Below are 26,022 nucleotides of genomic sequence, written 5' to 3'. Positions count from 1 at the left end.
GAATACAAGCATTGAACGGACAAAGTCGGCCAGCGGTAGTGCGTTGTAGCTTCCCGCGGCTTTGCCGTATAGTGACACGAATCCACTAATTTAAGGTTGAAAACCTGAAAAGATGATTGGTTTTACATGTAAAAATACCTTTTCCCGGGGTGGCGCAGCGGTTTTGGGCGCCCTGTTGTTGACGGCTTGTAGTACGGCCTTACTGAAGCCATCTGGTGAATCCACGGAACCTGAGGGAAAACAACCTCCCGGGGCCGAATCGGCGATACCTGCGCAGACAGACGAGCAGGCAGCCGTACCGGAACACACCGAGTCGCTGACGGCTGATTTGCTCTACGAGGTTCTGTTGGGCGAGATTGCCGGTCAGCGAGGCGTGCTGGACGTATCGGGCGCCAGTTACCTGCAGGCAGCCCGGGACAGTGATGACCCCCGTATTGCCGAGCGAGCACTCAGTATCGCCGTATACGGGAAACGTCCGGATATCGCACTACAGGCCGCGCGCCGCTGGGTGGAACTGGCACCTGACAAGCTGGAGGCACGTCAGGCACTGGCGGCACTGGCATTACGTAATGGCAAGATGGGGGAGGCTGTAGAGCAGTTTGATTATCTGCTTACGCAGCAGGAAGCCAACAACGGCAGCCCTTACCAGACATTGTTGACCCTGCTGGCACGTGAGCCGGATAAAAAACGTGCCCTGGCGGTGATGGCAGAACTGGCAAGTGCGCGGCCGGATGATGCCGATGCGCAATTCGCCTATGCCCGTCTCGCTGTACATGCCGAGGACTGGCTATTGGCTGCACAGCAGATAGATCGCGTACTGGCATTGCAACCGGGGCGTACCGATGCCCTGATATTACGTGCGCAGATTGCGCTCAAGCAGGGGCAGGGAGCGCTGGCCCGACAGCAGTTCACTACCGCCTTGCAGGAAAAACCGGATGATATTTTACTGCGTCAGGCCTACGCGCGGTTGCTGGTTGATATGGATGACTTCGATGCTGCGCGTGAGCAGTACAAGTTGCTCCTCCGGAAACAGCCGGATAATGCTCAAATTGTCTATTCGCTGGCCCTGTTGTCACTGGAAGCCGGCCAGATCGATGATGCCGTGGAAATGTTCAGGAAGCTGCTTAAGCTTGGTGTACAGGAGCAGCAGGCTTATTACTACCTGGGTGCTATTGCCGAAGACAAGGGCCGGCGCAAGGAAGCCATCAAGTGGTACAGCAAGGTGTCAAAAGGGGAGCACCTGTTAGAGGCACAGGTTCGCATTGCCAACCTGGAGGCGCTTGAAGGTGATGTCAGTGCTGCGCGCGAACGTCTGCGCAAGCTGCGTCTTGCCCAGCCTGAGCAGTCACAGCGGCTGTACCTGGTAGAAGGCAGTATCCTCAGTCGCATTGACTGGAATGAAGAGGCTTACAAGCTCTACAGCGATTATTTGCAAACCCGTCCTGACGATATCGAAATACTGTATGCGCGTTCACTGGTAGCAGAGCGGCTGGGTCGTATTGACCAGGCCGAAGCAGATATGCGCCATGTATTGAAGATTGAGCCGGATAACACCCGTGCACTGAATGCGCTGGGATACACGCTGGCCGATCGCACCAATCGCTATGATGAGGCATTGAAATTGATCGAGCGTGCCTATGCGCAAACACCGAACGACCCGGCCGTAATCGACAGCATGGGCTGGGTCATGTACCGCCTGGGCCGTTTGGCGGAGGCGCGTGAGTACCTGCAAAAAGCCTACGATATGACGCAGGATACCGAGATTGCCGCTCACCTTGGCGAAGTGTTGTGGACGATGGGCGACAAGGATGCTGCACTGGCACTGTGGAAAAAAGCACGTGATGCCAGTCCTGGCAACCGTCTCCTTGAAGATACGGTTCGGCGATTTTCGCCCTGAATGGGTGGAAGCTTGATTTCCCTGAAGTGGTTACATCTGTTCAGACTTTACCCTCTCCTGTTGTTGTCGGCGTGTGCCACACAGGCACCGCTACATCAACCTGCCGATAGCGGGTCCTGGGAAGCACACAAGGCGTCCGTTGCCGCCCTGCGGGACTGGCAGGTGCGTGGAAGGCTGGCCGTGCGCACCGACGAGGAAGGCTGGAGTGCGGCCTTTGACTGGAAACAGGATGATGATAATTACCGTATACGCTTGCGTGGCCCGTTCGGTCAGGGCGCCATAGAGCTGGAAGGTGGTGATACAGGTGTCTGGTTGAAGCGCGCCGGCCGGCCGGCAGAATTTTCAACGCGCCCGGAAATATTACTGGAACAACAAAGTGGCTGGCGGCTCCCGGTGGCAGGGCTTGATTACTGGTTGCGGGGCTTGCCGGACCGTGAGGGCGATGCCAGGACGCGGCTGGATGCGGCGGGTCGGCTGGCCTCCCTGCAGCAACATGGCTGGCAGATCGAATATCGGGATTATCGGGACTATGGCGGGTACGCGTTACCCGCACGCCTTGATTTGCAGCGCGACGGGGTACACGTCAAGTTGCTTGTCGATGAATGGGAGCTGTAGTGCGTTTTGCCCGTGAGGGAGAAGGTTGGCCGGCACCGGCCAAGATAAACCGTTTTCTGCATGTAACCGGACAGCGCGCCGATGGTTACCATGAGTTGCAGACCGTTTTCCAGTTTCTCGATTACGGTGACCGGCTCTGGTTTGAGCGTCTGCCGGGTGGCTTGCTCGAGTTGACTGGCGGGTTGCCCGGTGTTGCAACAGAAGATGACCTGGTGTTCCGTGCAGCACGTGCCTTGCAGCGGCTGAGCGGCTATCCGGGAGGGGTGCGCATCACACTTGACAAGCGGCTGCCGGTCGGTGGCGGCCTTGGTGGTGGCAGTTCGGATGCAGCCACCACACTGGTGGCGTTGAATCACCTGTGGCAACTCGGCCTCGATGTGCATGACCTGGCTGATCTGGGCCTGCAACTGGGCGCTGATGTGCCGGTATTTGTACACGGCCAGGCGGCCTGGGCCGAGGGGGTGGGCGAGCGGCTGACGCCTCTCGATCAACTCGATAGCCCCTGGTTTCTGGTGCTGGATCCGGCGCTAAGCATATCTACTGCCGAGATATTTTCCGACCCGCAATTGACACGCAACACGCGCCCCCTCAAAATACCCGCCTTTCTCTCGGGTGCGGGCGCCAACGACCTGCAAGCGGTGGTTGTGCGACATTATCCGGAAGTAGCTAACGCACTGAATTGGCTGTCTAAATATCAGCCTGCACGCATGACGGGCAGTGGAGCCTGTGTGTTCGCGGCGTTCCCGGAAGAAGCCGAGGCGCGCGCCGTACTGGAACAGCTGCCAGCGCCCTGGACAGGATTTGTGGCGCGCGGCTGTAATCGCTCCCCCTTGATGGAGCGTCTGGCGCGCGCCGGATAAAACGATTTTTGGGGCGTCGCCAAGCGGCCAGGCACCGGGTTTTGATCCCGGCATACGCAGGTTCGAATCCTGCCGCCCCAGCCAATAATTTTTGACTTCGACCGGAACAGGATGGCGACAGCATGATAGGCATGCCTTCAACGGATGCAGAAAACCGTCTGATGGTGTTTTCAGGCAATGCCAACCCGCCACTGGCGCAGGCAATTGCCAATCATCTGAGGCTGAACCTGGGCAAGTGCGTTGTCGGCAAGTTCAGCGACGGCGAGAGCATGGTCGAGATCATGGAGAACGTGCGTGGTCGCGATGTATTTGTGATCCAGCCGACCTGTTCTCCAACTAACGACAACCTGATTGAGCTACTGGTCATGGTTGATGCGCTGCGCCGCGCTTCGGCTGCACGCATCACCACGGTGATTCCGTACTTTGGTTATGCGCGTCAGGATCGTCGGCCACGTTCCTCACGGGTACCGATTACGGCTCGTGTGGTGGCGCAGATGATCGGCAACGTCGGTGCCGACCGGGTGCTGACGGTAGATTTGCACTCGGAGCAGATCCAGGGTTTTTTCGATGTGCCGGTGGACAATGTATACGCCTCACCGATCCTGTTGGGTGATGTGTGGCGCAAGAAGACCCCGGACCTGATGGTGGTATCACCGGATGTTGGAGGCGTCGTGAGGGCGCGTGCGCTGGCCAAACGGCTGGATGATGCCGACCTGGCGATTATCGACAAGCGTCGCCCCAAGGCCAATGTGGCCAAGGTGATGCACATCATCGGTGAAGTCGAGGGTCGCAGTTGCGTACTGGTCGATGACCTGGTGGATACTGCCGGCACACTGTGCCAGGCAGCGAAGGCGTTGAAGGACAACGGCGCAATAAGGGTGGCGGCGTACTGTACGCACCCGGTACTTTCGGGTGATGCCATCAAGAACATCAGTAATTCGGATCTCGATGAACTGGTGGTGACGGATACTATTCCGTTGCGCCCGGATGCGCAGGCCTGTACGCGTATCCGGCAGCTGAGTATTACCGAGATGCTGGCCGAAGCGATTCGCCGCATCAACAATGAAGAATCTGTCAGCACCATGTTTATGGACTGACGAGCGGTTCGGCGTGAGTACGCCGGGCTGAACGGTCTCCCCTGGTCGCGGGGGAGTTATTTATTTGAATCTGGAGTTAATGTTATGTCTATTTTTGAACTCGAAGCCGAGTCGCGTACAGACGAGGGGAAAGGTGCGAGCCGCCGCCTGCGTCGCGAAGGCATGGTGCCGGCTGTGATCTATGGTGCGGATCAGGATCCGCAATCCATCAAGCTGAAGCACAGTGAGATCCTCAAACGCCTGGATCATGAAGCCTTCTATTCCCATATCCTCGCCGTGAACATCGATGGCAAGGTCAGCAAGGCTGTGTTGCGTGATATGCAGCGCCACCCGGCCAAGCCGGTTGTCATGCACATGGATTTCATGCGTATCGACGAGAAAAAGCCAATCCGTGTCAATGTGCCATTGCACTTTACCGGTGCGGACATAGCGCCGGGTGTGAAGGCCGGTGGTCTGGTTACACATGATGTGGTTGAAGTAGCGGTCGATGTTCTGCCGAATCATCTGCCTGAATATATCGAAGTCGATGTATCCGGGCTGGAGATCGGTGATTCCGTCCACCTGAGTGAACTGACACTGCCGGAAAGTGCGAGTCTGGTCGAACTGGGACGAGGTGAAGGTCATGATCTTGCCATTGCCGCAGTTCATGCACCCAAGGGTGGCGGTGATGAGGAAGAAGCCGATGAAACCGCAGCTGCCGAAGGTGGTGAAGAAGCCGCCACCGACGGCGAAGGCTGATCGAACCGGCCGGTGCCGGCGATTCAGCTCATCGTGGGACTGGGTAACCCCGGTTCCGAGTACGAACCAACCCGGCATAACGCCGGGTTTTGGTTTGTGGATGATCTGGCACGGCGTTGCCGGCAGGAATTTCATGCCGAGCCGCGTTTCCACAGTGAAGTTGCGCGCTGCCAGCTGGACGGGAACGAATGCCGGTTGCAAAAGCCACTGACCTTCATGAACCGCAGCGGGCAGGCTGTTGGCGCCCTGATGCGTTTCTTCAAGATTCCCGTCGAGCAGATACTGGTGGTTCATGATGAGCTTGATCTGGAGCCGGGCACCGTGCGGCTGAAGAAGGGGGGCGGTCACGGAGGCCATAACGGTTTGCGCGATCTTATCAGCCATCTTGGCAGCAAGGATTTCTATCGTCTGCGTATCGGCATCGGTCACCCGGGGCACCGTGACCAGGTGGTTGACTATGTACTGAAGAAACCCTCTGTGAGTGACCGACGTCTGATCGAAGACGCGATCTGCGATGCGCTGGACGTGATGCCCGGTGTGGTGGAAGGTCAGATCGAAAAAGCCATGCATACACTGCACACACAAAAGTGATGTTGCATTCAGTTGAAGTGAGACCTTATGGGATTTAAATGTGGAATCGTCGGTTTGCCAAATGTGGGTAAATCGACACTGTTCAACGCTCTGACGCGTGCGGAAATCCAGGCGGAAAATTACCCGTTCTGTACCATCGATCCAAATGTCGGTGTCGTGCCCGTGCCGGACACACGGCTTGATGCGCTGGCAGAAATCGTAAAGCCGGAACGTGTGCTGCCCACAGCTATGGAATTCGTCGACATCGCCGGGCTGGTGGCGGGCGCTTCAAAGGGCGAAGGCCTCGGCAACAAGTTCCTTGCCAATATCCGTGAAACCGACGCTATTGTGCATGTAGTACGCTGCTTCGAGGATGATAACGTGGTACATGTCGAGGGTAAGGTCGACCCCTTGTCGGACATTGAAGTGATTAATACTGAACTGGCGCTGGCGGATCTCGACACGGTAGAGAAGGCGCAACATCGCGTTGGCAAGCTGGCCAAGGGCGGTGACAAGGATGCAAAGGCCAGGCTCGCCATACTGGAGCCACTGAAAGCCCATCTCGACGAAGGGCGCATGGCACGTTCCATGTCGCTGGATGATGACCAGCGTGCGCATCTCTATGACCTGCACCTGCTGACATTGAAACCCACCATGTATATCGCCAATGTAGCGGAAGATGGCTTAGAGAATAATCCCCTCCTTGACACGGTACGCAAACTGGCTGAAAACGAGGACGCAGTGGTCGTGCCGGTCTGTGCTGCGATTGAGGCAGAGCTGGTGGAACTGGATGAAGATGAGCAGCAAGTGTTTCTCGAAGAACTGGGGCTGGAAGAACCTGGCCTGAACCGGGTGATTCGCGCCGGTTACCGCCTGCTCGGCCTGCATACCTATTTCACGGCGGGGGTTAAGGAAGTGCGGGCCTGGACGGTGCGGGTTGGCGCCACGGCGCCGGAAGCGGCCGGGGTGATTCACACAGATTTCCAGAAAGGCTTCATCCGTGCCGAGGTGACATCTTATGAGGATTTCATTGCCTGTGGCGGTGAGCAGGGCGCCAAAGAGGCCGGTAAGCTGCGCCTGGAAGGCAAGGACTATGTGGTGCAGGACGGCGATGTCATGCATTTCCGCTTTAACGTCTAGGAAGCCTGATTTCGCGCTGGCGGCTGGACAGCGCGGCGTGAAATCCCTACAATTTCGCCTCTTTCGCGGCCTGCGGGCCGCAGACAGCTAATGGCAAGGTAGCTCAGTTGGTTAGAGCACAGCACTCATAATGCTGGGGTCGGCGGTTCGAATCCGCCCCTTGCTACCATATCCCTTTATTGTTGTATGACACGCAGCTCCGATGTGCCGTACAAGAACCCGAACTGAGAGGTTTCAGCATGACCATGGCACCCCTTACCCTGATGGACTTCGTCAAGGCGGCGAAAGCACAGATCGAAGAAGTCACACCGGAACAACTGGAGGGCATGCTGAGTGAAGTCGAGGAGCTGCTGATTCTTGATGTGCGTGAGCCCAGTGAACACGAACAGGGACATATCAAGGGTGCGATGCTGGTCCCGCGCGGCATTCTGGAAGCCGCAGCGGATACGGAGTATCCAAAGCATCAGCCTGAACTGGTAGAGGCGCGAAGCCGCCCGGTTGTAGCGTATTGTGCAACGGGCGGGCGCTCGGCCATGGCAGCAGCCACACTCAGGCAGATGGGGTTCGAGAATGTCATCAGTCTTGCTGGCGGCATCATCCGCTGGCAACAGGAAGACCGGCCAATGGTGCGCGAGGCGCGGTACGTCTGAGACAGTTCCGACTGACGATGAATCCGGAAGCCGCAGATATGCTCCCACTCACATCAGGGCACGCTCCATTATATCTGTGAAATGGACATGTCGCTCCCCGTCTCCGTCCCGATGATCGTTGCAGGGCTGGTGATACGACCACAAGGACTGTCCGGGTAGCTGCTGGTATTGGCGCTTCTGGCGGGCACTCATACATCCATCAGCCAGTTGCTGGTAGAGTTTCTTCGTGTTTCAGGTGGCGGGCTTGCGGTAGGCGGCATCATAGGTTTGCTGGTTGCGCAGGCCTTGCGACGCATTGATGATGCGATGGTCGCCATTACTCTCACCATGGTTGCTGCCTACGGTTCTTTCCTGTTCGCCGATCAGATGGACTTCTCAGGTGTTATCAGCACTGTGGCTGCCGGTTTGATATGCGGCAACTATGGTTTGGGGCACGGCATGTCACCTTCCCGGCGGGTGGCAGCAAATACCTTCTGGGAGTACCTTGGCTTTGCGCTCAATTCATTGGTATTTTTACTAATGGGTTTTGAGATTCGTCTTGATGCGCTGTGGGCAGTCTGGCCACTGATCCTTCTTGCATATCTGGCAATGACGCTGGCACGCGCCCTGGTAGTGGCAGTAACCAGCGGTGCCCTGGCCTGGACGTCGGCGCGTATTCCGCATAGTTGGGCCCTCGTGCTTAGCTGGGGTGGACTGCGTGGCGCACTTTCCATGGTGCTGGTATTGAGCCTGCCTACCTGCCCTTGCGCGAGACACTTGTCAACCTGGTGTTCGGTGTTGTCCTGCTATCAATTTTTGTACAGGGTCTGAGCATGACGCCGTTGGCGCGATATCTTGGCCTGCTGGGCCAGTGTGAATCTATGGCAGCCTATGAACTGGCGCGTGCCAGCCTGCAATTTTCTGCTGACGTGCTGATTGAAATCAGCCGATTGCGTGACAAGGGTTTCATCGATGCGCGGGTGCTTGATAGGGTCGAATCGGAATACCGGAAGCGTATGGGTGAGGCGAACGACCGTCTGGACGCTATTGACCTGGATCCTCAACTGCATTTTCATGAAGCGCTTGTCCAGTTGCGCCGTCGAATGCTGCAATTCGAGAAATCGCAGTTACTGGAAATCTGGCAGCAAGGTTCGATTGGCATCGATACCTACCGGAAGTTGATGTCAGACATTGATGCGCGCTTGCTGGAAGTTGAATCAAGCGATGATAGTATACCCTTGCCTGCCAACGAGGAAGATGCCACAGACTGAAGTAAGCCACAGTGATACTATACGGTATCAACGGCACCAGATTTCATTTGGAATTGACCACAAGATTCAGGGCATGACTCATGACATCACGTTCTCAACACTTTTTAATCTGTCAGGTCTGTCACAAGAGCAAGCCACAACGTGAACTGTTGCCAGGCCACCTGGTGCGCGAAGAATTACTGCCACTGATTTGTGAAAAAGCACCGGACTGGTCTTCCTCCGGTTATATCTGTTACGCCTGCCTTAACCAGATTCGCACGAATTATATTCGCCATCAAATGCGGAAGGATCTGGGTGAACTGGATGACCTGGAGCAGGAGGTAGTAGCGAGCCTGGAGAACAAGGCGTTGTTATCAGAGAACATTGACGAGGAATATGATCAAACGCTGAGCTTTGGAGAGTGCGTAGCGGATAAGGTCGCCGAGTTCGGTGGCAGCTGGCGTTTCATAATTTCATTCAGTACCCTGCTTGTCGTCTGGATTATTCTCAATACTGTTTCCATTTTACTCAACCCATTCGATCCCTACCCGTATATCCTGCTTAACCTGGTACTTTCGTTGCTAGCGGCATTTCAGGCGCTGCAGGCGGAAATGCTAAGTGATATGCAAAAGAAGGGATGATGAATGCTTTTGTTGACAGCTTTGTAAACTGGCTGACGAACAGCCCCTGGCCCTGTCCGACCATCGCATTTTTGATCTTTCTGGAATCCAGCCCGGTCATCGGTTTGCTGCTTCCAGGAGTCATACTGGTTCCTGTTATTGGTTCGTTGTCAGGCCATGGCTTGATCGATTTCTGGCAGGTGCTGTTTTGCGCCATGACAGGCGCTGTCCTGACTGACAGTATCGGCTACTGGCTTGGCCGGCTCGGTTACACCGAGTGGCAACACAAGCTCGGCTGGAGCGGCTCCAGGGATTTGCAGAACCGCGCCAAAACGCTTTTCAAACACTATGGTCCCGTTGCCCTGTTTGTCGGGCGTATTATGTTCGTGATCCACCCGATGGTACCGATAACGGCCGGTGTGCTTGGCGTTCGCCTGTTCACCTTTTATCTGATCGATACCGCTGCAATATTCATCTGGTTATTACTTTACCTGAGCGGCGGACACTGGTTGACGATCCTGTGGTATAACCTTAATAGCGAACAGCGCATATGGCTGAGTGCCGGGTTCGCGCTGTTGGCAATGTTACTCATACTATGGCGTGGGCGTAAACATCATCACGTGTAATGTTGAAGATTACAGGTGGCTTGCCAGACATGGCGGGTTACCTGATTCAAGATGATAAGGTTCGAGCGCAATGGAGGAAATCACCTTTCGTGGATAACGCGTCACTGATCAGCGAGCTGTTGTCCCAGATCTGGTTTCGCTTTGCCCTGGTGGCCCTGTTTGGTTTTCTAACGGGGCTGGAGTTTCGTGAATATATTCTGCTCAGAAGCAAGGAACGTCCCGAGATACCGGCTATCAGCCTGGGAACCAGCCGTACCTTTACCTTCATCGCAATACTCGGTTACCTGCTGTTCATCCTTGACCCTGAATACCGTCTTTATCTGGCAGGTATGGCGGGCTTGCTGTTGTTTTTCAGCCTGTTCTATCACTATAAACTGAAGAGTGGACAAACCGGTTTGCTGCAACCGTTGATTGCACTCATTGTCTATACCTTTGGCGCCATTATTTCCCTGCAACCCCCCTGGTTCCTTGTTCTTGTATTTGTCTCCCTGGTTTTCACACTCAGCACATGGAAACAGACCCATCGTTTTGTCGAGCATATAGATCCCCGGGAGATGCCTGTCCTGGCCAAGTTCATGCTGCTATCCGGAGTCATCCTGCCGCTCCTGCCTGATACGCCGATTTCTTCCTATGTGCCCGCCACACCGTTCAAGATCTGGCTGGCCGTAGTAGTGGTGTCCAGTATTTCCTATATCGGTTATATCCTGAGAAAGTATCTACTCACCCGACAGGGTTACCTGGTTACCGGTCTGCTTGGTGGACTTTACTCCAGCACAGCAACAACAGTGGTGCTGGCCCGCAAGAGCAAAGGTCTGGGCAAAGCTGACCCATCATTGAATGCAGGTATTATTTCAGCTACTGGCATGATGTACCTCAGGCTGTTGATTCTTGTTGCCATTATGAATCCACAGCTGTTGCTCCAGGCTGCACCGCCACTGCTGATTTTTGGTTTCCTGTCAATTGCTGTTGCGGTATACGTTGATAAAAAGGCCACTGCAGATCCTGGTATGCCGCCAGACCTTGAGCGTTCCAATCCGCTGGAACTGGGCATTGCCCTGTTATTTGCCGTATTGTTCGTGGTCATGATTGTTGTCACACACCTGGTCATCAGCCATTTCGGCAGAACCGGCCTTGATGTGCTCTCCATTATTGTCGGGTTTACAGATATCGACCCCTTTGTGCTTTCAATTCTCAGCGGTCACTATACCTCTATGACAGGGCAGCAGCTCGCTGGCTCTATTGTGGTGGCTGCTGGCAGCAATAATCTGCTAAAGGCAGTCTATGCACTTGCTCTTGGGGAACGGAAAAATATCCGTAGCGTGTTTCTGTTCCTGCTATTGCTGGGACTTTTAACCATAGCCAGTGGTCTTGTCCTGTCCCGCATGGGGTAGATCTGAATGTCATTCGACACCGTTATTTCCGGTTCAGTATGGTTCTATATCAGTGAATGGCTGGTGAGACTTGTCATGCTTGGCGTTGTCGTCGAACGTCATCCGCCACGTACGGCAATGACCTGGTTGCTGGTAATTTTCTTCCTCCCCTGGCCGGGGCTGGTGCTGTATTTTCTGATTGGAGAAAACCGGTTGCCTCGCCATCGTCTGGTCCAGCGCAAGGCCATACTGGACAGGCTGGAAGACATGCGCAATCGCTATATGCCGCATATGGAGAATGCGGGTGAGCATCTTGAGAAGAAATTCCTTCCTACGATAACGCTTGCTGAAAAACTTGGTTATATGCCGATCATGTTCGGTAACCGGGCCGACTTGCTGACTGATACCGACGCATTTATCAATCGACTTGTCGAAGATATCGATGCTGCACAAGGTCATGTGCATTTACTGTTTTATATATTTGCAACCGATGAGACCGGTCAGCGGGTGTGTGCCTCGCTTGAGCGTGCTGCTGCGCGTGGCGTCAAGTGCCGGCTGCTGGTGGACGGGCAAGGCTCAAGGCGATTTGTACGGAAAATGTCACGACGTATGCGCAAGTCCGGCATTGAATTATACCGGGCGCTGCCGGTAAGTCTGCTTCGAGCGGCTGTGTCACGAATTGATTTGCGTAATCACCGCAAGATCGCAGTCATCGATGGACGTGTTGCCTATACCGGTTCGCAGAATATTGTTGACGTCGGTTATGGGCACAAGGATTTGCGCTGGTATGACCTGATGGTGCGCCTGAATGGTCCCGTTGTGCTGGAGCTGCAGGCGGTGTTTGTCGGTGACTGGTTTACCGAGAGTGGCGAGTTGCTGGATGGACCAGATATATTCCCCGATGCCGGGGGCAATACCGGGAATGGCATTGCCGTGCAAACCATGCCCAGTGGCCCATTGTTTGCCGAGGAGAACTACCAGCGACTGGTGGTAGCGGCACTGTATGCAGCGCGCCAGAGTGTAACGATTACTACGCCGTATTTTGTACCCGATGAGGTTTTCCTTGAGGCGATGGAAACCGCGGTACTGAAAGGTGTCGAGGTCGAGTTGCTTGTTCCGTTGCGGTCTGACCAGCTACTGGTGGGTAACGCTGCCCGCGGGTATTACGAACGGTTACTTAAAAGCGGGGTTACGATTCATTTGTTTGTCGATGGTTTGCTGCATGCAAAAAGTATCACAATTGATGAGTCACTGGCTTTCCTGGGGTCGAGTAATTTCGATATCCGGTCTTTCGCGCTGAATTTCGAGATCAATATGATCTTTTACGATGCCGGTGTGGCCAGAGCGCTACGACAGCAGCAGGGCTGGTACCGTGACCATTCCCGTCGGCTTACGCTCGAGGAATGGCGGCGTCGTCCAGGTTATCAGCGATTGATGCAGAATGTTATCAAGCTGATGAGCCCGCTTCTTTAGGAACGTTCCGCGCGGTTCGTTTTCCTGCCAGCCTGGCGTATCGACGGGGATTTGACAGGTATACCTTATGTCTGACGCGGCTCCCAGCCACCATTGAATGTGGCGAGATCTTTTTCAGACAAGCGGCGTTTGACATAGAGCCTGTCCAGCGTGTCCTGGTCAAGCTGTTGTTCATTGCCGGATGCATCGGTGTAGCGCCATTTATTATTTATAACCAGCAGGAACACGGTTTCCATGATGTCATCCAGACGGATCGCGTGCCCGGCAGCCAGTTGATGAAAGTCGTCGAGTGTCAGTGGCGCGGCTTTCTGTTTACAGGCATCGCTGGCCATGGCCGCCAGAGCGACATCCCATTTTGGCATTGATTCTTCTGATGGCATATCCATCTCTCCTCGTTATCCAGCCGTTATTGTAGTTGAGTGACTGACGGATTTCCTGTTGATTTTAGCTTTCCGGAAACGAATTTCCTTTTTGATTACGAAAGCTTATAACGATAGTCTATACTTGTTGAACTGCCTGGTACATCGAATCATAACGTCAGGCATCCCGTGACTGGAGCGGTGTGTCGCGTCAAGGATTGGTGCATTGAAGAAGATCAGGGATTTCAGATATGACCTCTAGCAAAAGAAGCAGATTGCCCGGGTTTACCGGGTCCTTGAAACACATGGTCACACGTGGACCTTGCTGCTAACTCCCCGCTTACCAATAGAAAATAATGTCCTGGACAAGCGCAAACCTGCGGAATCTGTACCGGATTAATGACTTTATTTGAAAGAATAGTGGATTACCTGCAGCGAGTTTCTGTACGAAACCGTTTAATCCTTGCGATTTTCTCGGCTTCCCTGATTGTTGCTGTCGCCATGTCTGCAATGATGATCTACCTGGGTAGTCGTGCAATCCAGGATGAGGCGGAAAATGGACTGACATCCGTTATCGAAGTGTTGAGTCAGGATTTCATCAAGGTGCTTTTGCTGGATTCGCCGGATGTTGCAGCAGACACTGTTTCTCGGCTTGAAGCCTTTCCCGATGTGCTGGCCGCATATCTCTATGACCAGAACGAGCAGTTTCGCTTCGGCTATATGAAGAAAGGCGTCGAGCCGGTTCCGGTGCCAAGCTACCAGATTATGGATATCCGTTATCACCCTGACTACCTGGAAGTGTTGTCTCCCGTACGTTACAGCGGCAAGCCGTATGGTGCGGTTTATGTGCGTTTTTCGTTGCTCCCGTACAAGGCGAGAATACAGGGTTATTACAAGCTGATATTCCTGCTCGCTCCGATGCTGGTGTTGTTGATGCTCCTTGTTGCTGTGCGCTTCCAGCGTGCTTTCAGTGAGCCGGTACAACGCCTTGCGCAGGCGTTCGAGAGAGTTTCGGTGACCGGCGACTACACACTGCGTGTCGGAACACGCGAGAAAAACGAGATTGGCCAACTGTTCGAGGGTTTTAATCGAATGATGGAGCGGGTTCAGGAATCCAGTGAAACCCTGGAGGAGACTCTCAAGCATTTCCACGTGACACTGGAATCAATTATTGATGGGGTTGTTGCCTGTGACGAGAAAGGACGGGTCTCCTACATGAACAGCAGCGCCGAGCAATTGTTGCAGCTCAGGCTTGAGCAGGCCAAAGGGCGTTCGATGATCGATATAGTGAACCTGGTAAAGGAGGGTGATTCAAAGATACGCATGCCAATTTGCCAGCGTGCCCTGTGGGAAGCAAGGGCAATACCGGCCGAGCCGGGAGTTACCCTGATAAATACATCCGGTGAACAGATTCCCGTGTCAGTCAATGCGGCACCTATGTGGGACCGCAGTGGTTCGGTTGCAGGTGCTGTTATGGTGATTCGTGATGTGACGGAAGCGCGACGCATGGCAAAAGAACTATCTTTCCAGGCGAAGCACGACAGCCTCACCGGACTGGTTAATCGTACCGAGTTCGAGCGTATTGTCAGTCTTGAGATAGCAAGAGCGAGCGTCAAGGAACAGACCTGTGTATTGCTGTACCTTGACCTTGACCAGTTCAAGGTGGTGAATGACACCAGTGGTCATGTTGCAGGTGACCAGCTCCTCAGGCAGCTGGCTGTTATCCTGGCAGAAGAATTGCGCAACAGTGATGTGCTGGCTCGCCTCGGTGGAGACGAGTTCGGTGTCTTCCTTGTCGGGTGTGACAGCAAGGTGGCTTATCAGATAGCCGAAAACCTGCGTCGTGCTGTGACGGATTTCCGTTTTGTCTGGGACAGTAATACTTTCGTTGTTGGTGTCAGTATTGGCATGGTCGAGGTGGACGAACATAACAGCTCTGTAATGGATCTTCTCAGTGTGGCGGATATAGCGTGCTATGCAGCCAAGGATGGCGGGCGGAATCGTATCGAAATGTACCGGCATGATGACACCGATGCACAACGCCGCTACAGCGAGGTTCAGTGGGTGTCACGCATAGTGCGTGGCCTGGAAGAAAACCGCTTCCGGTTGTACCGACAAAGAATTGTCCCGCTTGATGCCGAGGCAGAGACGGGGGAGCATTTTGAAGTGCTGATTCGTATGCGTGATGAGGAAGGCCGGTTGGTACCACCCGGCGCATTTTTGCCGGCAGCAGAACGTTATGGTGTTTCGCCCAACATCGACCGCTGGGTTTTGCGTAATGTACTGACATGGCTGGACGAGCACCCTTCCGAACGCAGATCGCTCAGCTTGTGCAGTATAAATGTATCTGGCCATACGCTGGCAGATGAGCATTTTCTGGATTATGTCGAGTCACAGCTTGATGCTCATCCATTACCAGCAGATAAACTGTGTTTCGAAATCACAGAAACAGCGGCAATTTCAAATCTTGCCGTTGCCAGGCGTTTTATCTCCACGCTCAAGGCGCGTGGTTGCAGGTTCGCACTGGACGATTTTGGTTCCGGGTTGTCATCGTTCGCCTACCTGAAAAATCTTGATGTCGATTTTTTGAAGATTGACGGAATGTTCGTGAGAGACATGGTCGACGACCCTATCGACCGCGCCATGGTAAAATCGATTAACGAGATCGGCCAGGTGATGGGTATGAAGACGATTGCAGAATTTGTCGAAAATGACGAGATACTTGAACAGTTGAATCACATTGGTGTGGATTATGCCCAGGGCTATGGTATCCACAAACCCGAGCCCATGCTGCCTGACGCAGACAACAAATCCGGTTCGCAGATTGCCTGAAGGTGGTTTACTGAACAACTGCCCGGTTGATCATGATTGATGTTATAAAACAAGATATTACAACACTGGAAATAGATGCAATCGTAAACGCTGCCAATGAAACTCTGCTCGGCGGCGGTGGTGTCGATGGTGCAATTCAGCGTGCAGCCGGGCCCCGGTTACTGGAATTCTGCCGAAACCTTGGCGGGTGTCCTGTTGGAGAGGCGCGTATCACACCGGGGTTTTCCCTGCCGGTAAACTGGGTGATTCATACTGTGGGTCCAGTATGGCAAGGCGGTGATTCAGATGAGGCCTTGTTGCTGGAGCGCTGCTATGAAAACAGTTTTCGACTTGCGCTTGAGTATGGCGTTCGCTCGATTGCATTTCCGTCGATCAGTACGGGTGTATACGGTTACCCTTTCGGAGAAGCGGCACAAATTGCTGTATCTGTGATGCAACGCCATGAAAAACAGTTCGAGCGAATTGTGGCTTGTTGTTTTTCCCGGTCAGATGCCGGGTATTATGGCAAATTACTGGCTTCAGGCGCTTGAAGTAATGTATGCAAACGTTTCATTAATTCTCTTGCATAGCGACGCATTCCGGCCCGTGCCATCCAGTGAGGTACATGACCTCCCGGATCCAGTCTGATGTGATACAGCGCATCCAGCCCACCTGCACTGCCCGGCTGGATACTCCAGCAACCGGAGAATTCAGCGGGTCGTACTAATTGACTTGCTGGCAGCTCGAATCGGTCACTTAATTGCCATGTAACCCGATAGCGTTGAAGTGCCGGCTGGCTATCATTATTGGCACTTTCCAGTATGTAGTGCCGGTCCTGCATGGGGCCGGGTAAATCCAGTTGTTGGTAGATCCATTTGCGGTGCCCTGTACTCAGCAGGACTTCACTTTTCCTGACGTGGGGTACGTGTTCACGAAACGAAGCATAGTCCCAGATGATTTTATACAGATGTTCCGGTTTGGCTGGCCAGGTGATTCTGGCCACCAACTGAGGACTCTCTGAGGCCCTGGCAGGCGTAAAAATTGTCAAAATATCGTCGGAAAACACACTTCGCCAGCCCGGGTCAGCAGGGAGACTGGTGCAGGGGGCGCGCGCGAAAACACTTGCTGACAGCATAACTGTCGCTAAAACCAGACACCTTTTCGCACTTTCAGCAAACATCGGTTGAACCCGGCAGGACTTTGCGATAAACCGTATACAACGGGAACAAGGCAGGACTGTCCCCGGCCGTTGATTTCAGACTACGGCGTTATATTACAGGAGTTTGCTCTCACTAATTACCGCAAGGAGCAAGAAATGGATCACTATAATATCAAGAGTCGTATTTCTGCGCTGTTCATTGCTTCCATTGCATGGGTGCTGTTCGTTACGGCACTCATGTCTACAGGCGGTTAACGCTCTGGCGCAATAATCTGTGTTCCCGGCCCCGACTCAATGTCGGGGGTGTGTTAGTTGCTGGTCTGCATTAATCCCAGGAGAACGCATATGAATACTATCCACTATGACCCGGCATATGCCCGTGCAATGGGGCATTTGCTTGTACTCTACACTCAGGTTGATCAATTCATCATGGAAGTGTGTGCGGCGCGTATTGCCACGGCGCCCGATACTGAGGCGCGTATGGGTCTCGCAAAGCAGGTCGGCGATGAATGCCGGCATGTCAGTATCCAGAATGACTGGATAAGCAAGCTTGGGATTGACCCTCAACCGGTTATACCTTCCGTAGAGCTTGATCGCCTGCATACCCGTTTTCGTGAGCTTGAGTGGGTGGATTTTCTTACCGACCTTTACCTGGTGATCGAGGCACTCGGCTCGCAGGCTGTAGAACAGGTTGTTCCACTTGCAGACCCCGGCACCCGTGAATCATTACGTATCCCGCTTCAGGATGAGCTTGATCACGTTGCCTTTGGCCTGTCTGAGTTACGTAAGGTGCTCAATGCGATGTCACCATCGAAACGTGCAGCAACGCTGGCAAATATGCCCCGGCGTGTCGATAATCTTGTTGCGCAGCTGGAGGCATTGCAGTTGCCGGTAATGGATTGGTTTGAGGCAGTGGGTACCCGGCGTGAACAGATGATGCAGGTACTTGATTCGCGACAGGATGAACTGATCGCACAGCTTGCTGCCTGAAGCCTTTGTCTGTTTCAGAGCTGCTGGAAGAAGGCGGACTCTTCATCACTCAGTGGCGGAAGTTCATTACCCGTGGTGAGCGGTGGTGACGCTGGCTCTGCCGGCACTGCAGACGGAGTGCTTTCAGAAATAGCCCGCGGTGCTGCATTGCCTGTCGACGTATTGACGGGCGGACTGTTGGCTTGCTCCAGCCAGAGTCCGGTTTCACCATTGATGCTGAGCGTCCGGTAGCGGTACAGGGTAAGCTGTGGGCAGTCTGAGAGAATGGTCTCGCAACCGGGCGGGTAGTCCTGGCTTACAATAATCAGGCGCACAGGCAGTTGCTGATTTCCCAGCGCCTCATAGACCTGGTTGACCCAGGGAAGTGCATTGGAGAGTTGTTCACTGGTTTTCAGACCATTCAACAGCGCCGCCTGACTTTGTTCCGGATCGAAGCTGACCAGCACCGGGTGTCCCTCGGCATCGGCGAACATGACAGGATGTCCATCCCACGGCAGTTTTGCTTCCAGCAGGGTATTACCCGTACCCAGTAGCTGCTCTGCTGCATCGATAATCAGTGTGCGCAGTTCTTCGCAGTCACAGGTTTCAGCGGTCTCGATGCATAACTTCATAAGGTCTTATCCTGTTGCAGAACGATCTGACGCTGTCAGGTAGAAGCCGATGCGAACCAGTCGCTCACTGATGCGGGCAAGGAAATTCTTGCGGTGGTGATTGACCGGACCATGCTGTGGCATGACCTGTTCGGGCAGGAAGCCCAGGTTCAGGAGCGGTACATCAAGGTAGCGTAACGAAGCGACGGCCAGTTTTCGGAAGTAACGCCAGGCGGCATGCTGGTCACGTGGGCCTACGATAACTATGCCGGTTTCAACGGGCTGCTCCTCGTTCAGAAGCTTGATGCGCCGGTAGGCTGCACGTACACCCTCGAGGCTGGCTGGCACCAGCAATACTATGTGGTCAAAGCGTGCTGCCCTGACGGTTTCTACCGATGTTACGGGTACCAGGCAGTAACGGTTTCCTTTTGTGCGAGCGCCAGGCTCGCTCGATAAATCGCGTGGTTCCCCGGTCCATGGCTCATCCAGATGGCATAGCATACTCTTGTGTCCACGCTGGCTGAGTACCTGGCAGAGGTCATGAGTCACCCAGCTCTGACCGGCATTGTCGAGAAGAAAAGGGATCGTCTGGCAAGTGCCCTCGCTGCCCGGGGTTTCCGGGATGTCACTGAGAAAGCGTGCGCTGATGCGTGCCAGACGATCGGAGGAAGCGGCTTTGCGTTGCCACACAGGGCTGAGATGAGTGGTCATCAGTGGTGCACCGGTACCTGGAGCAGCGAGTTGATGCCGCCCAGTTCGTTGGGAATTTCAGCAGGGTTGGTCGGGTCAGCCTGCCATTTTCCATCGATAACCAGCCGGTATTCATAGACGCCGGGTTCAGCGGTAAAAACCTTTTGCCAGTGCCCGTTGATATGGCGGGTTTCGATATCCCGGTCGGGAATCCAGTCATTAAAGTCACCTGCAATCTGCAGTCGATGGCATTCAATATCATCAAAGGTCAGCACGACCATCTGGAGCCTTATCTGTTCGGCATGTTCTTTCATGGCCATATCCTCTGTCAGAGTGACTGTTGCTATGGGGGAGGTTGGTTTCACTGTCATTATGTGTCTTTGTGGGTTACGCGGTAGCCTGCATGAGTGCTTCTGCCAGTCGCCGGTAGTACCTTGACGGGCAGGTCGATTTGGCGATAGTCATAATATTCATGCGTCGTCTCCCGTCCTGATGCGCCGTAGCGCACACTAAGCGACAAGCGTGAAGTGTCCGGGCACTCCACTACCAGGCCTGTATTGCTGTTATTGGTTCAGGCGTATTTCTCCGGTTTCTCTGTAGCAGCAGGAAACAATTCCCCTTGTTGTGGCTGAATCCGCTGCAACTGCTCCACTTCCTTCACCAGCTCGGCGATAGGAAAGACCCATTCCTGACCCGTCAGCGCATCAAAAGCGCGCTCACCGTGAAAAACCAGAACCACGTCGCCGGTGACCACCAGCGACAGCTCCACCAGCGGCTGGTCCGCCGTGGGTAGAAAATGCGTAAGGGACTGCAGGCATTTACGAATGCGTTGCAATGAGATGCTGGCATCAAGCAGACGTTTTGCAGCACGTAGTGCAATAAGATCGGTAAAGGTGTAGCGGGCATGCCCCCCGCGGGTACGAGCAGCGGGAGCCACAAGCCCGGTTTTGCGCCAGTAACCCAGTTGGCGCGCACTCAGGCCGGTAATGGCGGTAGCCTGCAGACGAGTGAACGAGTCTTGCGTCAAGGATACTCCTTGCCCGTTTGGGCCATATTTAGCCAAGTCTCGCAGGGTTTCGGGATATGTCAAGAAAAAAGGGACAAAAACTTGAGTTTTTGTCCCTTTTGAAACAAATTTTCAGTCCGCAGGAATCCTGCAGCGAAAAAATGATTATTCCTGGACCGTTTTCGGTTGTACGGGAGTGAATACGCCGGGCTGGCTGGCAAACCAGGCGCCAACATCTTTCATATTCTGCCTGGAAAGGCCGGCGGCGAAACCTGACATTATCGGGTTAGAGCGGGCGCCGCTCTTGTAGTCGAGCAGGGCGCGTTCTATGTAGTCAGCCCATTGGCCAGCCAGGCGTGGAAATTGTGGATCAGTGCTATTGCCATCTGCGGCATGGCAGGATGCGCATTGCTGTGCAGCGATTGTCTTGCCGGCATCGGCGTGGCCACCAGCCTGTGCATTCAGGGCCATGGCACTGAAAAATGTATAAGCAACTATCGGGATCAGGCGTTTCATTAATCGTTCCTCAACTGGATTATCTGCAGGTTACTTGCCGGTGTTGGCAAAAAAAACGGCAATATCTTCCATGTCCTGATCACTCAGTGAACTGGCCTGGGCCTGCATGGTTTTGTGAGACCGCTGCCCGGCTTTATAGGCCTGGAGGGCGGAAACCAGGTACTGCGCATGCTGTCCGCCGAGCCGGGGCACGTGGTAGGTCGGGTAGACATTGTTGTAGCTGGGTACGCCGTGGCAGCCCATACAGGTTGCGGCCTTTGCCTTGCCTGCTGTTGCGTCACCGGCGGCCAGGCTGACGTGAGGCAGCGTGCTCGCTGATGCCAGCAGTACCAGTGCTGATAGATAAGTTGTCTTCATACGTCCTCGCTTCGATGGTAGTTTTTCTGGTTGAGCGCTGCGAAATATTCAAGATACAGCGCAACCCTGAATGACGCTGAATGCGCCTTCTACGGGGTCAGGGCGAGGGGCATTATATCGTAAAGTTTACCAGCTGATATAGCTGTATCCCTGTTCCTGCAACAACATCAGGTCATCGGCGCCAATTTCAACGATTTCTGCAAAATCAAGAATATCGTCTTTCGTCCAGCCGAGTGACTTCATGGTATTGCCGCAGGCATGAAAGGAAACGCCATAGGCTGCCAGACTGGCAACACGCTTCTGGATGATCTCGGGGACAGGTCGTTCAGGGTCTTCTGCCAGGATATGGATGCCCGGCCCGATGGCGGTAACCACGATATGAATATTGTCGCCGTATTTACGTAGTAACGCACCGACAGAAAACAGGACATGTGCCATATAGTCAGGGTCAGCCTGGTTGAACTGGTAGACCACTTTGTGCTCGGGATCGTCAAACAGGGGTTCTGCCATGATCTGCGAGCTTGCTGCAAGCAGGGCGATGAGGCCTGTCATGAAGCAGTTGGTGAAGAAGTCGCGTCTTGTTCCTGGAGTTCTCATGGCAATTCCGGATGTTGTGGGCCTGTGTCATACGACAGTAGCCAGCCGTTTAACGTTCAACCTGTATCACGCACGCAGTGTACAATGTACCCCGAAATAGCGCGGGTAACCATTTTGTGAGGTTATTGCTGCTGTCTCTTGTTATAACACACAGGTTTGAGATGAAAGAGTCAACCGTTCGTCCCGGGAGAGAGCGCCTGGACGAGTTGCAACATGAACTTGATGATTGTCTGGCCCGGGATATTCCCGGGCTGACAAAAAAAATTGCCGGTCTGCATCGTCGCCTGCAGCGTTGTCAGCCGATCGATCATGGACTCCTGGCGCTGAACAGGGCGATTGAAATGTCCCGGCAGCAGGTTGTTCAGCGGCATAAAACATTGCCCAAACCCGAATATGCGCTGTCGCTACCTGTTGTCGAACAGCGCGAAGCCATTCTGGAAAAACTGGACAGGCACCAGGTCGTTATCCTGTGTGGTGAAACCGGGTCAGGTAAAACCACCCAGCTGCCCAAGCTTTGCCTGGAGCTGGGACGCGGGACCTACGGCAAGATCGGTCATACCCAGCCGCGAAGAATTGCTGCGCGCAGCCTGGCGGCACGCATTGCAGAGGAACTGCATTGTCCGTTGGGAGAGGCGGCAGGGTACAAGGTACGCTTCCAGGACCGTGTACGTGACAGCAGTTTTATCAAGATCATGACGGACGGCATTTTACTCGCCGAAATACAGTCAGACCCGGAACTTCGCGAATATGATACGTTGATCATCGATGAGGCGCACGAACGCAGCCTCAATGTGGATTTCATGCTTGGCTACCTGCGACGGTTGTTGCCGAAACGACCGGACCTGAAGGTTATTATCACTTCGGCTACGATCGATCCGCAGCGGTTTTCCCGTCATTTCGGCAATGCTCCGGTGGTCGAGGTGTCAGGGAGAACATTCCCGGTGGAGATGCGTTATCGTCCCGTCACAGGTGAAGATGAGGACCAGCGTGACCGCAGTCGTGGCCAGGCGATTATCGAAGCCGTTGATGAGCTGGCGAGAGAAGGGCCAGGCGATATCCTGGTGTTCCTGCCGGGCGAACGTGCCATTCGAGAGACCAGTGAACTGTTACGCAAACATCATCCTGCGCGCACTGAAATCCTGCCCTTGTATGCGCGCTTGTCGGCCCGGCAACAAGGCGAAGTGTTTCGTTCTCACAAGGGGCGACGCATTGTGCTTGCCACCAATGTGGCTGAAACGTCGTTGACAGTACCGGGGATTCGATATGTGATCGATACCGGGCTGGCGCGTGTCAGCCGCTACAGCTACCGTACCAAGGTGCAGCGTTTGCCAATAGAAGCCGTATCACAGGCTTCGGCCAACCAGCGGTCAGGACGGTGCGGGCGTGTGCAGGCGGGGATCTGTATTCGCCTGTACAGTGAAGAGGACTTTCTTTCCCGCGCGGAATTCACTGCCCCGGAGATACATCGCACCAACCTTGCGGCGGTAATCCTGCAAATGGCGTCCCTTAAACTGGGTGATGTCGATGCCTTTCCTTTCGTGGATCCGCCGGATACACGCCTGGTACGTGATGGTTACAAACTGCTTCACGAACTTGGTGCCGTGGATGTGCAACAGCAGCTTACGCCATCTGGTCGCGAGTTATGTCGTCTGCCGCTGGACCCGCGTCTTGCGCGTATTATTCTTGCGGCGAACGAGCAGAACTGCCTCAGCGAAGCGCTGGTTATTGCGGCAGTGCTTGAAGCGGCCGACCCGCGCGATCGCCCTCTTGACAAGGCGCAGGCTGCGGATGAGAAACATGCGCTGTTCCGTGACGACAAGTCTGACTTTCTTTCCTACCTGAAATTGTGGCGTGCCTGGAAGGCGCAGTCGCGCCACCTGTCGCAGAACAAGTTGCGTAAATGGTGTCGGGAGCATTTTATTTCCTGGTTGCGCATGCGCGAGTGGGCGGATATTCATCGCCAGTTGCACGAGCAGGTCACCAGTATGGGAATGCGCTGCAACAGCGGCGAGGCGGATTATCAGGCGATCCACCGCGCATTGATCAGTGGTCTGCTTGGAAACATCGCTTTCCAGGTTGAGCCGGGAGAATACCAGGGGGCGAGAAATCTGCGTTTCAAGCTATTTCCAGGATCCACTTTGGCCAGAAAGAAACCGGGCTGGGTGGTTGCCGCCGAGTTGGTCGAAACCGGCAGGCGTTACCTGCGTACCGTGGCAGTTATTGACCCGGCCTGGGTAGAGCCCCTGGCAAGCCCATTACTGAAGCACCATTACTCGGATCCCCACTGGGAAAAGAAGCGTGCCCGGGTTACCGCATTCGAACGTGTCACTTTGTATGGTCTGCCACTGGTCAACCGGCGCAAGGTGGACTACGGGTCGATTGATCCTGCCATCGCGCGCAGCCTGTTTATCCGTCACGCACTGGTAGAGGGCCTGTTCAATACGAATGCGGCGTTTGCAGAGCACAATCGTACCTTGCTTGCCGAGCTGGGCCAGCTCGAATCAAAAGCTCGCCGACGTGATGTGCTGGTGGACGAGGAAGATCTGTTTAATTTCTTCGATGAGCGTTTGCCGGAAGATGTGTATGACGGACCCCGTTTCAATCGCTGGTGGAAAAAGGTCATTGCCACTAATCCCCGGTGTCTGCACCTGGATCGTGAAACGGTCATGCGAAAGGGCGCTGAAACAGTAGACGAGCAGGAATTTCCGTCACAGATCAATGTACATGGCCTGCAGCTGGGAGTGAGGTACCATTTCTCACCTGGCGATGAAGATGACGGTGTGTGCATTCAGGTTCCCCTGGCGATGCTTAACCAGCTTGAACCTGATGAGTTCGACTGGCTGGTTCCGGGGCTGCGTCAGGAAAAAGTGACCCTGTTAATCAAATCCCTGCCAAAAACACTGCGACGTCACTTCGTGCCTGCGCCGGACTTTGCTCGCGCCATCCTGCAGGCTGTAACACCACCGAAGGGAGACCTGCTGGATGCACTCGCGACGCAGCTGAAACGCATGACACAAATCGATGTGCCTCGCTCAGCCTGGCATATGGATCTGCTGCCACGCCACCTGTTCGCCTGGTTCGAGCTGGTCGATGAGCAGGGCAAGCGAATTGATGCAGGCCGGGATCTTGTTGCCTTGCAACAGAGATACGGCGAGCAGGCGCAAAGCCGGTTTACAAGCCTGACAGATTCGGAGTTTGAACGCAGCGATATACTCGACTGGGGCTTTGGTCGTTTGCCTGAGACTGTCGAGATTACGCGTGCGGGCATCACATTGCAGGCCTGGCCAGCGCTGGAGAAACGGGATGGCAGTATTAACCTGCGCCTTTTCGATAATCCGCAAGCGGCAGCCGAGGCGCATGAGCAGGGTCTGTTGGCGCTGTTCCGCCAGAATGCCGGACGTCGCCTGCGTGACATCCATCGTAGTGTGCCGGAAAGACAAAAACAGGCGCTGTGGTTTGCCCCGCTGGGACCGGTCGAAGTTTTGCAGGCAGATATGGAGCAGGCTGTATTGCAGGCTGCTTTTATGTCTGCCGGAGAGCCGGTGCGTGACGAGACGGCGTACCGTCAGCGTCTCGAATCGGGGCGAGCGCGGTTGCTGGAACTGGCTGTGGAGATTAGTCGCAGCAGTTACGAGGCGTTGCAGGCTTTCCACCAGCTCAGTCGTGGTCTGAAAGGGTCTGTATCACCACAACTGCTGTTGGCCATGAGCGAATTGCGTCAGCAGGCCGGCGCGCTGGTGTACCCCGGCTTTCTTTCGGCAACGCCCCTGTCGCGTCTGCCGCGGCTGGCGATTTACCTGCGCGCGGCGGTCGCCAGGCTGGAAAGACTGCCGGGAAACGTGGAGCGCGATCGAAAACATGCGTTGCAGGTGCAGGAATATCAATCCCGCTTCGAGCAGGCACAGAACAAGGGCGGTGTGGATCCCGAACAACTACAGGTGTTCCGGTGGCTCATCGAAGAACTGCGGGTTTCCCTGTTTGCGCAGGAGCTGGGGACCGTCGACAAGGTATCACCTCAACGACTGGACAAGGCCTGGAAGGCGCTTGTCATCAGCTGAACCC

General features: G+C 54.6%; 27 protein-coding genes and 2 tRNA genes. 20 read left to right on the top strand and 9 right to left on the bottom strand.

Annotation, left to right across the window (positions count from 1 at the left end):
- Positions 1–112 precede the first annotated feature (112 nt).
- The 16 genes from DFR30_RS12370 to cls all read left to right on the top strand — a co-directional run bounded on the left by DFR30_RS12370 (position 113) and on the right by cls (position 12,885).
- Positions 113–1,897, top strand: coding sequence for a tetratricopeptide repeat protein (locus tag DFR30_RS12370; protein ID WP_132973687.1), 1,785 nt, complete (start codon positions 113–115; stop codon positions 1,895–1,897).
- Positions 1,898–2,512, top strand: coding sequence for a lipoprotein insertase outer membrane protein LolB (gene lolB, locus DFR30_RS12365; protein ID WP_132973685.1), 615 nt, complete (start codon positions 1,898–1,900; stop codon positions 2,510–2,512).
- Positions 2,500–3,372, top strand: coding sequence for a 4-(cytidine 5'-diphospho)-2-C-methyl-D-erythritol kinase (ispE, locus tag DFR30_RS12360; RefSeq protein WP_132973683.1), 873 nt, complete (start codon positions 2,500–2,502; stop codon positions 3,370–3,372). The genes lolB and ispE overlap by 13 nt, the downstream gene beginning before the upstream one ends.
- 9 nt (positions 3,373–3,381) lie before the next feature.
- Positions 3,382–3,456: transfer RNA gene (locus DFR30_RS12355), tRNA-Gln, on the top strand.
- 47 nt (positions 3,457–3,503) lie between these two features.
- Positions 3,504–4,469, top strand: a complete 966-nt coding sequence (locus tag DFR30_RS12350; RefSeq protein ID WP_132973681.1) for a ribose-phosphate diphosphokinase — start codon at positions 3,504–3,506, stop codon at positions 4,467–4,469.
- Between the two features lie 84 nt (positions 4,470–4,553).
- A complete protein-coding gene (locus tag DFR30_RS12345) occupies positions 4,554–5,207 on the top strand; it encodes a 50S ribosomal protein L25/general stress protein Ctc (protein WP_132973679.1) in 654 nt (217 codons plus the stop codon).
- Positions 5,208–5,237: 30 nt separating this feature from the next.
- Complete coding sequence (gene pth, locus DFR30_RS12340) at positions 5,238–5,798, top strand: aminoacyl-tRNA hydrolase (RefSeq protein ID WP_207891968.1); 561 nt, start codon at positions 5,238–5,240, stop codon at positions 5,796–5,798.
- Positions 5,799–5,825: 27 nt separating this feature from the next.
- Complete coding sequence (gene ychF / locus DFR30_RS12335; RefSeq protein ID WP_132973675.1) at positions 5,826–6,917, top strand: redox-regulated ATPase YchF; 1,092 nt, start codon at positions 5,826–5,828, stop codon at positions 6,915–6,917.
- A gap of 92 nt (positions 6,918–7,009) precedes the next feature.
- Positions 7,010–7,086 (top strand) — tRNA-Met (locus tag DFR30_RS12330).
- Between the two features lie 70 nt (positions 7,087–7,156).
- Positions 7,157–7,567: a rhodanese-like domain-containing protein gene (locus tag DFR30_RS12325; protein WP_243640736.1), complete on the top strand. Its 411-nt coding sequence runs from the start codon at positions 7,157–7,159 to the stop codon at positions 7,565–7,567.
- Between the two features lie 168 nt (positions 7,568–7,735).
- Positions 7,736–8,377, top strand: a complete 642-nt coding sequence (locus tag DFR30_RS14490) for a cation:proton antiporter domain-containing protein (protein WP_207891897.1) — start codon at positions 7,736–7,738, stop codon at positions 8,375–8,377.
- Complete coding sequence (locus tag DFR30_RS14485) at positions 8,311–8,817, top strand: cation:proton antiporter (protein WP_207891975.1); 507 nt, start codon at positions 8,311–8,313, stop codon at positions 8,815–8,817. Before DFR30_RS14490 ends, DFR30_RS14485 begins: the two co-directional genes overlap by 67 nt.
- Positions 8,818–8,897: 80 nt before the next feature.
- Positions 8,898–9,437 carry a DUF1003 domain-containing protein gene (locus tag DFR30_RS12315; protein ID WP_132973673.1) on the top strand — a complete coding sequence of 180 codons (540 nt, stop codon included), beginning with the start codon at positions 8,898–8,900 and terminating at the stop codon, positions 9,435–9,437.
- Positions 9,437–10,042 carry a DedA family protein gene (locus DFR30_RS12310; RefSeq protein WP_207891896.1) on the top strand — a complete coding sequence of 202 codons (606 nt, stop codon included), beginning with the start codon at positions 9,437–9,439 and terminating at the stop codon, positions 10,040–10,042. The genes DFR30_RS12315 and DFR30_RS12310 overlap by 1 nt, the downstream gene beginning before the upstream one ends.
- An 89-nt stretch (positions 10,043–10,131) precedes the next feature.
- Positions 10,132–11,433, top strand: coding sequence for an MgtC/SapB family protein (locus DFR30_RS12305; RefSeq protein WP_165869202.1), 1,302 nt, complete (start codon positions 10,132–10,134; stop codon positions 11,431–11,433).
- Positions 11,434–11,439: 6 nt separating this feature from the next.
- Positions 11,440–12,885 carry a cardiolipin synthase gene (cls, locus tag DFR30_RS12300; protein WP_132973667.1) on the top strand — a complete coding sequence of 482 codons (1,446 nt, stop codon included), beginning with the start codon at positions 11,440–11,442 and terminating at the stop codon, positions 12,883–12,885.
- 65 nt (positions 12,886–12,950) lie between these two features.
- Here cls and DFR30_RS12295 read toward each other — a convergent pair whose 3' ends face one another.
- Positions 12,951–13,265, bottom strand: a complete 315-nt coding sequence (locus tag DFR30_RS12295) for a hypothetical protein (protein ID WP_132973665.1) — start codon at positions 13,263–13,265, stop codon at positions 12,951–12,953.
- A gap of 378 nt (positions 13,266–13,643) precedes the next feature.
- Here DFR30_RS12295 and DFR30_RS12290 point away from each other — a divergent pair, with 378 nt between their 5' ends.
- Entirely contained in the window at positions 13,644–16,076 is a 2,433-nt protein-coding gene (locus DFR30_RS12290; RefSeq protein ID WP_132973663.1) for an EAL domain-containing protein, read from the top strand.
- A 32-nt stretch (positions 16,077–16,108) separates the two neighbouring features.
- Entirely contained in the window at positions 16,109–16,606 is a 498-nt protein-coding gene (locus DFR30_RS12285) for an O-acetyl-ADP-ribose deacetylase (RefSeq protein WP_132973661.1), read from the top strand.
- Here the strand turns inward: DFR30_RS12285 and DFR30_RS12280 are convergent.
- Positions 16,576–17,235 carry an SRPBCC family protein gene (locus tag DFR30_RS12280; RefSeq protein ID WP_132973659.1) on the bottom strand — a complete coding sequence of 220 codons (660 nt, stop codon included), beginning with the start codon at positions 17,233–17,235 and terminating at the stop codon, positions 16,576–16,578. The genes DFR30_RS12285 and DFR30_RS12280 overlap by 31 nt on opposite strands.
- Before the next feature lie 324 nt (positions 17,236–17,559).
- Between DFR30_RS12280 and DFR30_RS12275 the strand changes: the two genes are divergently transcribed.
- Positions 17,560–18,204 (top strand): ferritin-like domain-containing protein, encoded by a 645-nt coding sequence (locus DFR30_RS12275; RefSeq protein WP_132973657.1) that lies wholly within the window; start codon positions 17,560–17,562, stop codon positions 18,202–18,204.
- Positions 18,205–18,218: 14 nt separating this feature from the next.
- Here DFR30_RS12275 and DFR30_RS12270 read toward each other — a convergent pair whose 3' ends face one another.
- The 7 genes from DFR30_RS12270 to DFR30_RS12240 form a co-directional block, all read right to left on the bottom strand.
- Positions 18,219–18,815 carry a hypothetical protein gene (locus DFR30_RS12270; protein WP_132973655.1) on the bottom strand — a complete coding sequence of 199 codons (597 nt, stop codon included), beginning with the start codon at positions 18,813–18,815 and terminating at the stop codon, positions 18,219–18,221.
- A gap of 6 nt (positions 18,816–18,821) precedes the next feature.
- Positions 18,822–19,505, bottom strand: coding sequence for a MinD/ParA family ATP-binding protein (locus tag DFR30_RS12265; RefSeq protein ID WP_132973653.1), 684 nt, complete (start codon positions 19,503–19,505; stop codon positions 18,822–18,824).
- Complete coding sequence (locus DFR30_RS12260) at positions 19,505–19,798, bottom strand: glycogen-binding domain-containing protein (RefSeq protein WP_165869201.1); 294 nt, start codon at positions 19,796–19,798, stop codon at positions 19,505–19,507. Before DFR30_RS12260 ends, DFR30_RS12265 begins: the two co-directional genes overlap by 1 nt.
- Before the next feature lie 257 nt (positions 19,799–20,055).
- The gene (locus tag DFR30_RS12255) at positions 20,056–20,511 is read right to left on the bottom strand and encodes a MerR family transcriptional regulator (RefSeq protein WP_165869200.1); all 456 of its coding nucleotides are present in this window, start codon (positions 20,509–20,511) and stop codon (positions 20,056–20,058) included.
- 144 nt (positions 20,512–20,655) lie between these two features.
- Positions 20,656–21,006 carry a c-type cytochrome gene (locus tag DFR30_RS12250; protein WP_132973646.1) on the bottom strand — a complete coding sequence of 117 codons (351 nt, stop codon included), beginning with the start codon at positions 21,004–21,006 and terminating at the stop codon, positions 20,656–20,658.
- Between the two features lie 30 nt (positions 21,007–21,036).
- Positions 21,037–21,363 (bottom strand): c-type cytochrome, encoded by a 327-nt coding sequence (locus DFR30_RS12245; RefSeq protein ID WP_132973644.1) that lies wholly within the window; start codon positions 21,361–21,363, stop codon positions 21,037–21,039.
- Positions 21,364–21,489: 126 nt separating this feature from the next.
- Positions 21,490–21,960 (bottom strand): DsrE family protein, encoded by a 471-nt coding sequence (locus tag DFR30_RS12240; RefSeq protein WP_132973642.1) that lies wholly within the window; start codon positions 21,958–21,960, stop codon positions 21,490–21,492.
- A 161-nt stretch (positions 21,961–22,121) separates the two neighbouring features.
- Between DFR30_RS12240 and hrpA the strand changes: the two genes are divergently transcribed.
- A complete protein-coding gene (gene hrpA / locus DFR30_RS12235; protein WP_132973640.1) occupies positions 22,122–26,018 on the top strand; it encodes an ATP-dependent RNA helicase HrpA in 3,897 nt (1,298 codons plus the stop codon).
- Positions 26,019–26,022: the final 4 nt, after the last annotated feature.

This window comes from Thiogranum longum, from assembly GCF_004339085.1.
GTDB classification, from domain to species: Bacteria; Pseudomonadota; Gammaproteobacteria; order DSM-19610; family DSM-19610; genus Thiogranum; species Thiogranum longum.
This window is presented reverse-complemented; position numbering and strand designations above follow the sequence as displayed.

What these genes read in the sequence shown, in the direction of transcription:
- lolB (WP_132973685.1), top strand. Translation starts at nt 1,898, where the DNA reads ATGGGTGGAAGCTTGATTTCCCTGAAGTGGTTACATCTGTTCAGACTT.
- DFR30_RS12285 (WP_132973661.1), top strand. Translation starts at nt 16,109, where the DNA reads ATGATTGATGTTATAAAACAAGATATTACAACACTGGAAATAGATGCA.
- ychF (WP_132973675.1), top strand. Translation starts at nt 5,826, where the DNA reads ATGGGATTTAAATGTGGAATCGTCGGTTTGCCAAATGTGGGTAAATCG.
- DFR30_RS12250 (WP_132973646.1), bottom strand. Translation starts at nt 21,006, where the DNA reads ATGAAACGCCTGATCCCGATAGTTGCTTATACATTTTTCAGTGCCATG.
- DFR30_RS12345 (WP_132973679.1), top strand. Translation starts at nt 4,554, where the DNA reads ATGTCTATTTTTGAACTCGAAGCCGAGTCGCGTACAGACGAGGGGAAA.
- DFR30_RS12280 (WP_132973659.1), bottom strand. Translation starts at nt 17,235, where the DNA reads ATGTTTGCTGAAAGTGCGAAAAGGTGTCTGGTTTTAGCGACAGTTATG.
- DFR30_RS12295 (WP_132973665.1), bottom strand. Translation starts at nt 13,265, where the DNA reads ATGCCATCAGAAGAATCAATGCCAAAATGGGATGTCGCTCTGGCGGCC.
- DFR30_RS12315 (WP_132973673.1), top strand. Translation starts at nt 8,898, where the DNA reads ATGACATCACGTTCTCAACACTTTTTAATCTGTCAGGTCTGTCACAAG.
- ispE (WP_132973683.1), top strand. Translation starts at nt 2,500, where the DNA reads ATGGGAGCTGTAGTGCGTTTTGCCCGTGAGGGAGAAGGTTGGCCGGCA.
- DFR30_RS12275 (WP_132973657.1), top strand. Translation starts at nt 17,560, where the DNA reads ATGAATACTATCCACTATGACCCGGCATATGCCCGTGCAATGGGGCAT.
- DFR30_RS12310 (WP_207891896.1), top strand. Translation starts at nt 9,437, where the DNA reads ATGAATGCTTTTGTTGACAGCTTTGTAAACTGGCTGACGAACAGCCCC.
- DFR30_RS12290 (WP_132973663.1), top strand. Translation starts at nt 13,644, where the DNA reads ATGACTTTATTTGAAAGAATAGTGGATTACCTGCAGCGAGTTTCTGTA.
- DFR30_RS12265 (WP_132973653.1), bottom strand. Translation starts at nt 19,505, where the DNA reads ATGACCACTCATCTCAGCCCTGTGTGGCAACGCAAAGCCGCTTCCTCC.
- DFR30_RS12245 (WP_132973644.1), bottom strand. Translation starts at nt 21,363, where the DNA reads ATGAAGACAACTTATCTATCAGCACTGGTACTGCTGGCATCAGCGAGC.
- DFR30_RS12270 (WP_132973655.1), bottom strand. Translation starts at nt 18,815, where the DNA reads ATGAAGTTATGCATCGAGACCGCTGAAACCTGTGACTGCGAAGAACTG.
- DFR30_RS12370 (WP_132973687.1), top strand. Translation starts at nt 113, where the DNA reads ATGATTGGTTTTACATGTAAAAATACCTTTTCCCGGGGTGGCGCAGCG.
- DFR30_RS12325 (WP_243640736.1), top strand. Translation starts at nt 7,157, where the DNA reads ATGACCATGGCACCCCTTACCCTGATGGACTTCGTCAAGGCGGCGAAA.
- DFR30_RS12240 (WP_132973642.1), bottom strand. Translation starts at nt 21,960, where the DNA reads ATGAGAACTCCAGGAACAAGACGCGACTTCTTCACCAACTGCTTCATG.
- DFR30_RS12260 (WP_165869201.1), bottom strand. Translation starts at nt 19,798, where the DNA reads ATGAAAGAACATGCCGAACAGATAAGGCTCCAGATGGTCGTGCTGACC.
- hrpA (WP_132973640.1), top strand. Translation starts at nt 22,122, where the DNA reads ATGAAAGAGTCAACCGTTCGTCCCGGGAGAGAGCGCCTGGACGAGTTG.
- cls (WP_132973667.1), top strand. Translation starts at nt 11,440, where the DNA reads ATGTCATTCGACACCGTTATTTCCGGTTCAGTATGGTTCTATATCAGT.
- DFR30_RS12350 (WP_132973681.1), top strand. Translation starts at nt 3,504, where the DNA reads ATGCCTTCAACGGATGCAGAAAACCGTCTGATGGTGTTTTCAGGCAAT.